Source organism: Paenibacillus aestuarii, assembly GCF_027789125.1.
GTDB lineage: Bacteria > Bacillota > Bacilli > Paenibacillales > NBRC-103111 > Paenibacillus_E > Paenibacillus_E aestuarii.
Map to the genome: position 1 here is coordinate 211,648 of NZ_JAQFVF010000033.1, position 12,469 is coordinate 224,116.

A 12,469-nucleotide genomic window follows, 5' to 3' on the forward strand; every position below is an offset into this window, starting at 1 on the left:
TCCAGGGTGCAACAGATTACAACGACTAGCCCAGTGATCGTTCCGCCCTCACAAAGGCAATAAACCGGCGTGCCTCGTCAGGAGATAACTTTTTCCCATCAATGGTTAAGTCAAACTTTTCTAAGATCTTCTCATCGGATAGTTCAAGTTGGTCAACGAAATCTCTAACCTCTTGATCAAGAACGTTGTCGGGTTGACTCGTTCGCCCGAGCAAATAGTCGATGGATACATGGAAGAAAGAAGCTATTTTATTTATAGTATCGTAGTCCGGCTCTCTACGAGAAGTCTCATAGTGCGATAGCGCGGCTCTCGAAATGCCCAACTTATTGGCTAAATCTTCTTGGGTGAGTGCTTGCTTCTCACGAAGAAGGGCAATTCTATCCCCGTATTTAGTCATTTAAAATTCCTCGCAGTTCAATAAGAATATTAACATTATAACCAATAACCAGTTTGTTAGACCTATTATAACAGTGTTCTGCCTAATATGAAAACGAAAATGTCGGAAAGACTGTAATTTTGTTGCTACACAATGTATCGGCCCTCAGTTGTTATGATCCTAATAAAAGGAAGCTGAATATATGGAGAAAACCGCTAGAGTTAGACAAAAGCTGGATTGTAAGCCTCCGACATATTGCTTCATTAAGGTTGTTCAGATCCATAATAAATCCATAGATTCCAAACAAGCGAAGGTCCGATTATTGGAAATTAATGAAACTGGAGTTAGGTTTCAAACATCACTTCGGCTGCCGATCGATGAACGGGTGATCTGGAGATTAAAAGTGACGGTTGGAGGAATAACCTTCTCCTTGGAGGGGTATCTCAGCAGCAGGTACCCGCATAACGAAGAATACGACTATGACGTTGCATGGAAAGACGGAGTAGAGTTAGGCAGGTTCTTTCTGTCCTTTTTCATCCATCCATATCCAACGACTATTCAGGTTAACCAAAGTACTGCATATTTGAATGAGCCTATTCCTAGGCACCGATACATTAATTTATTGTGTTGAGACTTCAGCTAGGGCCTGTTCAATTAGCTTAATGCAAATTCATTAAAACTATATGAGCATTTAGAACAGGCTCTAACGGGCTAATCCGATCGAAATTCGGACAGCTTCTTATTGAGCCTGTTGTTTTCTTATTTCTAGAATGGAGAGGACTCAATGCCAAGGTATAAACGAATGATTCGAACTATGTTTGGAATTATTATCCTATGTTTAATTATAACGTTAATTCTATACATGACAAGGTATAGTTGGCTTCATGTATTAGGGAATAAGCTAGTCGTAGCCGATGTTGCAAACAAAAGCGATGTCATCATTGTACTTGGTGGAGAGGGTGGCTTTGCCGAGCGTTCCAAGAAAGCCGCCGAATTATATGCAAATGGATATGCGCCGACCGTTCTCTTGACGGATGGAACTTTCAATTATGAGCATGAGAAGGAAATAAACAAAATGATGTCTCGACTACATGCTTTAGGCGTTCCTGAAAGTGCGATGATGCTTGAAGATCGGGCACAGAGCACTTTCGATAATGCCAAATATACAAAGCAAATTTTGCTGGAAAGGGGGATGAAGCGGGCACTCGTTATTACCTCGGATTGGCATACCATGCGAGCAAAATTGACATTTGACAAAGTTTATCAGAGGTCTGGTATTCAGTTGAGTTATATAGCTGGAAAGTCTCAATACCCACTGGATGATTGGTGGCATTATCATGATACGAGAGAGAACGTACCGTTGGAGTGGGTAAAAATTGTAGGCTATAAACTTTTAAATCGCGCATAATCTGTCTAACTATTGGGGAATACTGTCTGGTTAAAAGTTTGCGAAATAAAAATGCGTAAGGAGAGATAAAGTTTTGAAGCGAATGAAGTACTATTTAATGGTGTTAATTGTTGCTGTTTCCATGCTAATTTCTTTGTCGGCTATGGCTGAGAATAAAGTGCAGGTCATTTTTGATGGAACAGCGGTTTCCTTTGAAACTGATCCGATTATTGAAAACGGAACTACCCTCGTTCCATTCCGCACTATTTTTGAACGCATGGGATTTGAGGTTTCCTGGGATGATGAAGAGCGTACAGCGATTGGCAGCAAAGACGATCTTGTCATTAAACTTCCAATGGATAAAGAGGTTGCTTATGTTAACGACGAGTCTAAGAACTTAGAGGTATCCGCCAAGATCGTGAACAATACGGCTGTAGTCCCCATCCGGTTCGTTAGTGAAGTAAGCGGCTATATCGTGACTTGGGAAGATAAGGCTCATACCATTAATATTCAATCCCCTGAACATATTCAGCCGGATCGTTCTAATTCACTAGGAATTGAGGCGTATAATGTAAGGAACTTTGGGGTCAAAGGGGACGGCAAAAGCAATGATACCAAGATGATCCAAATTGCATTGAACGTTGTCTCGAAGGCGAAGGGTACGCTCTATTTCCCCTCAGGTACTTATTTAATTGACGCAGCCCAGAAGCTAACCGTGAATTCAGACATCACCGTGATAGGGGAAGGCATGTCGACGAAAATACAAGCAAATCATGAAGCTGAGTTTGGTAATAGTTTATTTATGCTCAAAGGGGATAATATTCGGATCAGCCGGTTGCGTTTGGATGGGAATTATTCAGTACTCAACATTGTAATCGTTCAATCCGGAAGCACCAACATCCAAATTGACAACAGCTCGCTTCTTAACGCTTCCCAGAGTGATAACCCTTCCCGCGACGATTACAGAGAGATTGTTACCGGAATATCGGTGTACGGTAACACCGATCAAATTAGTATTGAACATAATGATATTCAAAATATAAAGGCCGTACATCTTAACCAGGGTAGCTTAGTAGCCAGGGGGATCTACCTGACTGAGAATAAGGCAGGATGGCACGAGAAGGCTGCTAAACATGTATCTATTGCCAATAACTACATTCATGATATTGGACCGGCTGATGACGGCGACGGCATTTATTATGAGGATCCAAGCTTGGAGCGTAATGCGGCCGAGGATACCTACAGTAAGATTCAAAATAATCGCTTTGAGAACTGTGCTAAACGAGCCATTAAAATTAATGCACAAGGCATAGAAGTGACAGGCAATGAAATCATCAACAATTATCTGAACAACAATTATTACTTTGGTAACAATAAAGGTGAACTCGCCCCAGACATGTATGCCGGGATCAGTATCTATGCAGACAATAATAAGGTGACCGATAATGTGTTACAAGGTAAAGGGAGCTTTTATGCAGCAATTGAAGTTACCGCCGAGAGAACCGTAAACAACGTTTTGATTAAAAACAATACGGTAAAAATGGGCGCCAATAGTAATTTGGGAGGAAAAACAGCAATCCGAATAGGGCGGGTGAATGACTTTACTGTCTCATCGAATGTCATAGAGAATGGGGAAATAGGAATTTGGATGTGGCAGAGTGCATCTAATGGTGTTATTAGTGGTAATAAAATTAGCATGCCTAGCGGTGGCGGCATTAATCTGGATAGTTATTTGCCAAACAGTGAGAAGGAGAATGTTAAAGTAAGCGATAATAGCATTCAAGCCAAGCAGTATGATGTGTATCACCAATAAGTTTTAGCTGAATAAATGATTAAAAAGCCCACCATTGTGTGGGCTTTTTTCTATGAATCTCATAAATAAAAGAAAGATTAGGCTTATAAAAGCAATAGATCAATAGCAAAATTTGTTCTGCTGAATAAAGTGAACTATGGCGAATTGAGTAGTTAGAACTTGCCTAACCAATTTATGGGAGGAATGAATGTGAGTAACTTTTTATTTAATCATGTAAAGGAGTTGGATGACTAATGGCGGATAGTGCAATGCAGAAGGCTATTGACGACGCATACGCCAATGGAAAGCCAGTCTACGTAATTGTACCAGATGACGGTGCCTACATTTTTGATGGAACAAAAACGACAAAAGTCCCAACCCCTCCATCTACCTCGACACCGACAACACCAACAACCCCAACAGGGAAAGTCTTTAGGGTTATCGACTATAACTCCATTTATGATGCACTAACAGCAGCAGCTGCTAGCGGCGGTACGGTTGTGTTTCCGGCCAATGGACAATTTACCATTGATCTGAACAAGCCTCTGTCCGTTGCGAAGAATGTATCCATTCAAGGGAACGGAACAACGATCAAGCTGGTCGGTAGCGGCTTTGCGGCTGAGATGCTTGGAATCAGAGGCAGTAATGTTAACATTGATAAGTTGATTCTTGATGGAAACAATCTGAGTAAATGCGGGGTCAACATATACGAGAACTTATCCAATATTAACATTACGAATAGTACGATTATGAACTATACCCAAGGCGGCAGCTATGCGACGGATCTTGTATCTGGTGTCATGATTAAAACGGGTGTCGTTAATGTGGTGCTTAGTGGCAATACGGTGAAAAATGTGAGAGCTAAGAACGCCCCGGCTGTATCGCGGGGGATTATGATGTCTAGTTATAACGGTAACATAGCCCAAAATGTTACAATTAGCAATAACACGATTACAGATATATATCCGAAAGACGATGGCGATGGTATTTACTTTGATTCGGGGACGGTTCTGACCAATTCCGTTGTTACGGGCAATACGTTTGAACGCTGTGCGAAGCGGGGGATTAAGATTGCATCTCCTGGTGTAACTGTTTCTAATAACCATATCATTAACTCTTTCTTGAATAACAATCAGTACGTAGCAAGTGACCCCGCGCCAAACATTGATATGTTTGCTGGTATTTCTGTGTATGCTAACGACGTAACAGTGACTGGGAATACGATTGATGGCGTAGGCAGCTTCTATGGCGGCATTGAACTCTCAGCAGAAACTACGGTGCAACGGGTTAAAATATTAAATAACAGTGTAACAATGGGGGCAAGTGCGAACCTGAGCGGAACAACAGGCATACGGGTTGGCGATATTTCCGACTTTGAGATTAGAGCAAACAAAATTGTGCATGCAAGTATCGGAATTTGGACATGGCAGGGTGCTGTGAACGGTGTCATTGCTGACAATGATATCAGTGATGTGGACTATGGCATACAGCTTTCTACGTATGTGACAGGTAAGCCGTTCTCCAATGTGACTTTGAGCAATAATAAAATTCAAGCAAGAAAGACAGCAATCGTAAATCGATAAAAAAAGTAGAGACGGCACACAAGTGTCGTCTCACTTTGTTACATATTGTATCTAGCGAAGGGGGTGTGTCATGATACATTCTGTTTCTTGGTGACGGGATGTTTGGATTACACATTTTTTAATAAACTGGTAAATAAATGTTTAATCGCCAGTTGCTGAAAGGAGGTGTTTTTCGTAGTTTTTCAAGGGAATTTACGTGTGTTTAATCGGGATTTGACCTTAATTTAATCTGTGAATGAGGCATTTTGTCGAAATACATAATGAATCGTAGATCGGTGTTTTATCGATGAAAGTGGGTCAATAAGCGCTTGACTAGATACATATTGTATCGTATAGTTAATCTGTAAAATGATACAAAATGTTTCAAAGCGATAAAAACTCTTCTTTTTGTATCTACCGAGGAATAGAAAAACAAGGAATTTCTGAGGCTGAGATTGCGGATCAAGTATGTTGAGGGAGTGGAATAGGCAATGGCTATTTTGGTCACTGGCGGCAGTGGATTTGTAGGAGTACATACAAGTGTTGAATTGTTGAATGCAGGCTATGACATTGTCATGTTTGACAATTTCAGTAATAGCAAACCTGAAGCTCTAAAGCGAGTCTACGAGATCACTAATAAAAACTTCCGGTTTTATGAAATGGATATGCGGGATAAGGAAAAACTCGAAGTCGTATTTTCTGAGAATACCATCGATGCCGTCATCCATCTAGCAGGATTGAAGGCGGTTGGAGAATCCGTACATATGCCTCTCAAGTATTACGATAACAACATACACGGAACGATAACCCTAATCGAAATGATGAAGAAGTACAACGTGAAGAAGCTGGTTTTTAGCTCGTCAGCAACGGTGTATGGTCTACAATCCATAGTGCCGATTTCAGAAAACTTTAGCCTGGAGGCAACGAACCCTTACGGTCGATCTAAGTTGATGATTGAAGAGATCTTAAGAGATCTTTATATATCTGATGACGAATGGGGTATTATTCCGCTGCGTTATTTTAACCCGATAGGCGCGCATGAAAGCGGCTTGATCGGTGAGAGTCCGAATGGCGTCCCAAATAATTTAATGCCATACATTACGCAGGTGGCCTCAGGGAAGCTGAAAGAAATGCTAGTTTTCGGCAATAATTATCCAACTCCGGATGGAACAGGTGTCAGAGATTATATCCACGTCACGGACTTGGCTTTAGGTCATGTAAAAGCAATTGAGAGGCTGATGGCCGGAGTGACAGGTGTGAATGCTTACAATCTGGGTACGGGTAGAGGTTACAGCGTCCTTGAGCTCATTGAAACTTTCGAGGAAGTAAGTGGTAGGAAAATCCCTTATACCATTGTAGACCGGAGACCCGGTGACGTCGCGATATGCTACGCAGACCCGACCAAGGCTAAGGATGAGTTGGGATGGGCAGCTCAAAGAGGGATTGAGGAGATGTGCATAGATGCTTGGCGTTGGCAAATAAATAATCCCAACGGATACGAGAGTGTGCTTGAGCTAGAACGAAGTTGGGTGTAAAGGGTTGGAATGGGATTAATATGAAAAATAAACAAGGTCAGTTTGTCATATCACTTGATTTCGAGATGTACTGGGGAGTAAGAGATATTTACTCTATGCGCTATTATGAAGAGCAAATGGCCGGCGAAAGAGCTTTAATCCCCAGGCTGCTGGAGCTTTTTGAACAGCATCATATTCATGCGACGTGGGCGATCGTGGGACTTCTCTTTTTCGAAAATCTAGAAGAAATGAAGGAGAACCTGCCCCGCCTTACTCCAACTTATTCTGTTCAAGACTTGTCCCCATATCCCTATATCCAGAAAGGGAATGTGGGTCCCGATGAATCCTTGGATCCTCATCATTATGCACTCTCGCTAATTAATGTGATTCGGGCTACGAAGCACCAGCAGATCTCTACACATACGTTCTCGCACTATTATTGTTTAGAAGAAGGGCAATCCTTTGAACATTTCATTGCGGATTTAAAAGCGGCAATCCAAACGGCTGAGAATAAAGGATTGAAGATAGAGAGTATCATTTTTCCAAGAAATCAAGTCAATGAGTCGTATGTACCTGTTCTTAGCCAATACGGTATTCGCTCCTATAGAGGAAATCCGTCTCATTGGATTTACCGCAAAGGGTATTCCCGGAACGATTCCATGCTGAAAAGGCTTATGCGTTTATTGGATGCCTATATGAATGTAACCGGGCACAATTGTTATTCCATTGAAGAACTGCCCCATAGTACACCTGTTAACTTGCCGGCCAGTCATTTTCTCCGGCCTTACTCGAAGAGATCAAGGATCTTAGAGGGGTGGCGTATTAAGCGCATTCTGTCGAGTATGACCTATGCGGCTAAGCATGGACTCGTCTACCATCTTTGGTGGCACCCCTATAATTTCGCGATTGACGAAGAAAAGAATTTAGCCTCCTTCCAAATCATTATTGATCACTTTAAGAAGCTACAGCTTCAATATGGCATGGTGAGTACGAGTATGGAGGAGCTGTGCAACAGGATTCTTGGAATGAGCAGTGTGCAAAAGCAAAGCTTTAATCGATTATCACAAGTATATGTGAGAGAGGTGAAGTAATGGGAAATCAGCTTGTAAAGGCCATTCGCAGGCATTTCATTATATTCCCAATCATTGTGCTGTGTTTTGTGGCCATTGGCGTCGGACTGAATATGGTTCTACAACCGGAATATCAAGCCAAAGCGACCATCATAGCGAACCTGGATAAGTCCAGCAATGATGTATCTAACAAATATAATGAGTTGCTGGCTAACCAGATGTTAACGAAGACTTACGAAGAGGCCATTCAAAGCTTATTTATAGCTAACATCGTCAAGCTTAAACTTTCCAGTACACTAACTCCGGTCAATTTATTAAAGAAGGTACAAGTCAAAACAGATCCAGGCGCCTTGATTCTTTCTGTCTATGCGAATGATAATGATGCAAACCAAGCTGTGGCGATCGCCAATGCATTTGCAGAATCATTCGTCAACAACTCGACGTTAATTCTGAATCAAGCCAATGTGAGCATTCTCGATCTAGCCGTATATGAGAACTCATCAATTCCGGTAAAACCCAAAAAGCTATTTAACCTGGCGATATGTTTGTTTATTGGTCTGATCTGCGGGTCAAGTGTCTCTCTATATTTGGATAAGAAAAATCTTCGCAAGGTAAAAAAAAAGAATTATTACCCCATTTCCGCGTAGCGGAATCAAATGAAAGTGAAGGTTATTCCCAATTGGAGGGCTCAAATTGATACATTTTGCGATTATCGGCTGCGGCCACATTGCCAATAAGCATATTGAAGCGATAAAACGCTTGGAGCAGGCACAGCTCGTTGCGCTGTGCGATGCCAATCAAACGAGATTGCAGCAATTGCAAGAAGAGTTGAAGGTGGACGGCTACACGGATGCAGCGGATATGCTGGATCATAAGCCGGAAATTGATGTGGTGTGCATATGTACGCCGAGCGGCTTGCATGTTCAGCATGCCATTGCGGCAGCCCGGGCAGGCAAACACTTAATCATTGAAAAGCCTGTAGCCCTCACCTTAGAGGATATTGATGCCATCAGGGATGCAGCAGCCGCAAGTCAGGTTAAGGTGACGGTCGTGCATCCGAATCGGTTCCGTCCGGCTGTGCAGAGATTGAAGTGGGCACTTGATCGAAATTGGTTTGGCAAGCTAAGTCATGTCAATGTGACATTGCGATGGAATCGCGATCAGGCCTATTATGATCAATCACCGTGGCGGGGAACTAGAGCTATGGATGGCGGGGTGCTAATGAATCAGGCGATTCATAGTCTGGACTTGATTCAATGGCTCATCGGGCCTGTTGCAGATGTGAAGGCCATGATTGATACACGCATTCGTCAGATTGAATCGGAGGATGTGGCGGTTGCCACTTTGAGGTTTACCAGTGGCGTCTTGGGCGTAGTTGAAGCTTCGACCACGATATACGATAAGAATCTCGAAGAATCGATAAGTGTTTTTGGCGAGCATGGGTATGCGGTAATCGGGGGGCCAACAGCAAATTGGATCAAGCATTTGAACTGTGCCGGCCTTACCCGTGAAGAAGCGAATGAATGGATTCTAGAAGTAGAACAGAATCCGTTCGGCATCCCGGGCCACCAACACATTATTGAAGATATGATTGCGGCTATTGAGGAAGGCCGGGAACCGATCGTAACCATCGAGGACGGAAGAAATGCTGTGAAATTGGTACTAGATATCTGTAATGACGGACTCCAGCAGGTCACTTATCAAGATTTGGGAGGAGTAGTACGGACATGAGAGCAGATCAATTGGTTTCTAACTACAGCACGGAGTTAATTGAAAAGTTTACTAATAAGACAGCCGTAATTGGAGTTATCGGTTTAGGGTATGTTGGGCTGCCCTTGGCGGTTGAAAAGGCGAAAGCCGGTTATAAGGTTATAGGCTTTGACGTGCAGGATTCTAAGGTTGAGATGGTGAATGCGGGGGTCAATTACATCGGTGACGTCATTGACGAGGATCTCCGAGACCTCATCCAAGAAGGGCGCTTGCAAGCGACGACTAACTTTACATTTCTAGATGATGTCGATGCGGTAGCGATCTGCGTGCCAACTCCGCTTGATACCTACCAGCAGCCGGATACAAGCTACGTTGTAAATTCCACGAAAGAAATCGCAAAATTCCTTCATAAGGGAATGCTCATCGTGCTTGAGAGCACGACCTATCCTGGAACGACGGAAGAGCTGGTGAAGCCAATTCTGGAGCAGACAGGTCTACAGTGTGGCATCGACTTCTTCCTGGCCTATTCTCCTGAACGGGTCGACCCGGGGAATAAATTTTTCAGTACGAAAAATACGCCCAAAGTAGTAGGCGGCGTCACCGAAGCGTGCCTCCAGACGGCAGTTGCCTTGTATCAGGAGGTGCTCGAAGGAGAGGTGCATACCGTATCCAGTCCTTCTGTAGCGGAGATGGAAAAAATTTATGAGAATACATTCCGTCACATCAATATTGCATTAGCTAATGAAATGGCCATTCTGTGCGATCGCATGGGGATTAACGTATGGGAAGTCATTGATGCCGCTAAATCTAAACCGTATGGATTTATGGCTTTCTACCCAGGACCGGGACTTGGCGGGCATTGTATTCCTATCGATCCCTTCTATTTGACATGGAAAGCCAGGGAATTTAATTATCACACCCGGTTAATTGAATTAGCAGGAGAGATCAATAATTCAATGCCTGAGTTTGTCGTACAAAAAATTGGTGAAGCGCTTAACGAGCAGCGCAAGTCCATCAACGGCTCCGCCGTTTATCTGTTAGGCGTTGCTTATAAGAAAGATATCGACGATTATCGGGAGTCGCCTGTATTGAAAATCATTGAGCTTTTGGAAGAAAGAGGAGCCACTGTCGTTGTCAGCGACACCCATATTCGCTCTTTCCGGCATAAGAACAAGCATTACGAATGTGTCACGGTAACTTCGGAGCAGCTTGCTACAGCTGACATTACGGTTCTTACCACCGATCATTCGGGCTTTGACTATGAGTTGATTTCTCAATATGCAACATGTCTGTTCGATACGCGAAATGCGATGAGACATCACGATAAACCGGGTAAGTATCACCTACTTTAAGCGAGGGAGCAATTCGAATGTCGTATTTCAAGCATGATACAGCCATTGTTGACGAAGGCGCTTATATTGGTGAAGGGACGAAGGTATGGCACTTTTCCCATGTATGTGGCAGAGCAGAAATCGGAAAGAATTGCAGTTTAGGGCAAAATGTCTTTATTGCGAATCATGTCTCCATAGGAGATGGCGTTAAGATTCAAAATAACGTTTCGATCTATGAAGGGGTCACTTTGGAAGACTATGTTTTCTGCGGTCCAAGTATGGTTTTTACGAATGTCAGAACACCGCGCTCTGCCTTTCCACGCAATACAAGCGATGACTATCATAGAACGATCGTCAAGAAGGGAGCCTCCATTGGGGCGAATGCAACAGTTGTCTGTGGGGTGACTGTAGGAGAATGGGCTTTTATCGCAGCTGGAGCGGTTGTTACACGTGATGTAACCCCTTATGCGCTGTATGCGGGAGTACCGGCGAGAAGAATCGGTTGGGTCTGCGAATGCGGGCAGACACTTAAAGTGCAAGAAGATGAAGCCGAATGTTCAGCGTGCAAGCGCGAGTATCGGCTCCACATAGACAAATTAACGAAGGTTGCGGGGGAAGAAGCATGAAGCATGTACCTGTTCTGGATTTAAGCTATGAGATCAACGAGTTAAAGCCTCAGCTCATGGAGGCATTTGCACAGGTATTGGATTCCGGAGCTTTCATTATGGGACCGAATGTAAAAACGTTCGAGAAAGAAGTTGCGAAATATCTCAATACCAAACATGCAATAGCATTGAATTCCGGCACAGATGCTCTGCTTATCGGCTTGCTTGCGGCGAATATAGGACCTGGTGATGAGGTAATTACAACACCGTTTACCTTCTTTGCAACAGCAGAGGCGATCAGCCAAGTGGGCGCGACACCGGTGTTCGTGGATGTAGATGAAAGAACGTATAATATGGATCTCACGCAATTAGAAGCAGCCATTACACCAAGGACGAAAGCCATTATACCTGTCCATTTGTTTGGTCACTCTGTGGATATGGGTTTTCTCATGGAGCTCGCGCAAAAGCACCAAATTCATGTCATCGAAGATACAGCTCAAGGGTTCGGAGCTGAATATCAAGGGCAGAAGGCTGGAACCATTGGTGATATTGGCTGCTTCTCTTTTTTTCCAACAAAAAATCTAGGAGCCTACGGAGACGGGGGACTATTAGTCACTAATCATGATGAAATCGCACTGAAGGCCTCCATGCTGCGCGTACACGGATCGAAAAAGAAATATTATAACGAAATGATCGGCTATAACTCCAGATTAGACGAAATACAAGCTGCTGTATTGCGCATTAAACTCCCTTATATCGATAAGTGGAATGATGGAAGGGTAGCAGCTTCTCATGTTTACAAGGAGCTTCTGGACGGAATTGACGGCCTTATCCTCCCTGCTGAAGAGAATTATGCCAAGCATGTCTTTCACCAATACACCGTTCGCATTACAAATGGGAAACGAGATGAACTGCAGGCAAAGCTGGAAGAAGCGGGGATTAGTACCATGGTCTATTATCCAACCCCAGTCCATCAGCTGCCAGTCTACCGATCCATGGGGATCTCCATGCCTAAAGCAGAACAGTTGGCAGCGGAAGTGCTCTCCTTACCCATCTGGCCACAAATCACACGGGAGATTCAGGAATATGTGAGCAGCAAGCTTATTGAATTCATGTGAATGG

Annotated in this window: 11 protein-coding genes; 10 read left to right on the forward strand and 1 reads right to left on the reverse strand. The window is 43.4% G+C overall.

All coding sequences use genetic code 11. The features are described 5' to 3' along the window. Positions 1-25: 25 nt before the first annotated feature. The gene (locus tag O9139_RS16145; protein WP_270880488.1) at positions 26-397 is read right to left on the reverse strand and encodes a helix-turn-helix domain-containing protein; all 372 of its coding nucleotides are present in this window, start codon (positions 395-397) and stop codon (positions 26-28) included. A gap of 763 nt (positions 398-1,160) precedes the next feature. On the opposite strand from O9139_RS16145, the gene O9139_RS16150 reads away from it, so the two are divergent. From O9139_RS16150 to O9139_RS16195, 10 genes are all read left to right on the forward strand, one after another. Beyond that, positions 1,161-1,784 carry a YdcF family protein gene (locus O9139_RS16150; protein ID WP_270880489.1) on the forward strand — a complete coding sequence of 208 codons (624 nt, stop codon included), beginning with the start codon at positions 1,161-1,163 and terminating at the stop codon, positions 1,782-1,784. A gap of 82 nt (positions 1,785-1,866) precedes the next feature. After that, positions 1,867-3,576, forward strand: coding sequence for a stalk domain-containing protein (locus O9139_RS16155; RefSeq protein WP_270880601.1), 1,710 nt, complete (start codon positions 1,867-1,869; stop codon positions 3,574-3,576). Between the two features lie 233 nt (positions 3,577-3,809). Further along, positions 3,810-5,138, forward strand: a complete 1,329-nt coding sequence (locus tag O9139_RS16160; protein ID WP_270880490.1) for a right-handed parallel beta-helix repeat-containing protein — start codon at positions 3,810-3,812, stop codon at positions 5,136-5,138. A 470-nt stretch (positions 5,139-5,608) separates the two neighbouring features. Further along, complete coding sequence (galE, locus tag O9139_RS16165) at positions 5,609-6,652, forward strand: UDP-glucose 4-epimerase GalE (protein WP_270880491.1); 1,044 nt, start codon at positions 5,609-5,611, stop codon at positions 6,650-6,652. Between the two features lie 20 nt (positions 6,653-6,672). Further along, on the forward strand, positions 6,673-7,722 hold the full coding sequence (locus O9139_RS16170; RefSeq protein ID WP_270880492.1) for a polysaccharide deacetylase family protein: 1,050 nt from the start codon (positions 6,673-6,675) through the stop codon (positions 7,720-7,722). Continuing rightward, positions 7,722-8,348 (forward strand): YveK family protein, encoded by a 627-nt coding sequence (locus tag O9139_RS16175; RefSeq protein ID WP_270880493.1) that lies wholly within the window; start codon positions 7,722-7,724, stop codon positions 8,346-8,348. The genes O9139_RS16170 and O9139_RS16175 overlap by 1 nt, the downstream gene beginning before the upstream one ends. A 46-nt stretch (positions 8,349-8,394) precedes the next feature. Beyond that, complete coding sequence (locus O9139_RS16180; protein ID WP_270880494.1) at positions 8,395-9,432, forward strand: Gfo/Idh/MocA family protein; 1,038 nt, start codon at positions 8,395-8,397, stop codon at positions 9,430-9,432. Beyond that, positions 9,429-10,763 (forward strand): nucleotide sugar dehydrogenase, encoded by a 1,335-nt coding sequence (locus O9139_RS16185; RefSeq protein WP_270880495.1) that lies wholly within the window; start codon positions 9,429-9,431, stop codon positions 10,761-10,763. Before O9139_RS16180 ends, O9139_RS16185 begins: the two co-directional genes overlap by 4 nt. 17 nt (positions 10,764-10,780) lie before the next feature. Beyond that, positions 10,781-11,368: an acyltransferase gene (locus O9139_RS16190; protein WP_270880496.1), complete on the forward strand. Its 588-nt coding sequence runs from the start codon at positions 10,781-10,783 to the stop codon at positions 11,366-11,368. After that, the gene (locus tag O9139_RS16195; protein WP_270880497.1) at positions 11,365-12,465 is read left to right on the forward strand and encodes a DegT/DnrJ/EryC1/StrS family aminotransferase; all 1,101 of its coding nucleotides are present in this window, start codon (positions 11,365-11,367) and stop codon (positions 12,463-12,465) included. Before O9139_RS16190 ends, O9139_RS16195 begins: the two co-directional genes overlap by 4 nt. Positions 12,466-12,469 lie beyond the last annotated feature (4 nt).

Excerpts from the sequence above, each read along its gene's own strand:
- O9139_RS16160 (WP_270880490.1), top strand. The coding sequence starts at position 3,810 with ATGGCGGATAGTGCAATGCAGAAGGCTATTGACGACGCATACGCCAAT.
- O9139_RS16195 (WP_270880497.1), top strand. The coding sequence starts at position 11,365 with ATGAAGCATGTACCTGTTCTGGATTTAAGCTATGAGATCAACGAGTTA.
- O9139_RS16190 (WP_270880496.1), top strand. The coding sequence starts at position 10,781 with ATGTCGTATTTCAAGCATGATACAGCCATTGTTGACGAAGGCGCTTAT.
- O9139_RS16175 (WP_270880493.1), top strand. The coding sequence starts at position 7,722 with ATGGGAAATCAGCTTGTAAAGGCCATTCGCAGGCATTTCATTATATTC.
- O9139_RS16185 (WP_270880495.1), top strand. The coding sequence starts at position 9,429 with ATGAGAGCAGATCAATTGGTTTCTAACTACAGCACGGAGTTAATTGAA.
- O9139_RS16170 (WP_270880492.1), top strand. The coding sequence starts at position 6,673 with ATGAAAAATAAACAAGGTCAGTTTGTCATATCACTTGATTTCGAGATG.
- O9139_RS16155 (WP_270880601.1), top strand. The coding sequence starts at position 1,867 with ATGAAGTACTATTTAATGGTGTTAATTGTTGCTGTTTCCATGCTAATT.
- O9139_RS16145 (WP_270880488.1), bottom strand. The coding sequence starts at position 397 with ATGACTAAATACGGGGATAGAATTGCCCTTCTTCGTGAGAAGCAAGCA.
- galE (WP_270880491.1), top strand. The coding sequence starts at position 5,609 with ATGGCTATTTTGGTCACTGGCGGCAGTGGATTTGTAGGAGTACATACA.
- O9139_RS16150 (WP_270880489.1), top strand. The coding sequence starts at position 1,161 with ATGCCAAGGTATAAACGAATGATTCGAACTATGTTTGGAATTATTATC.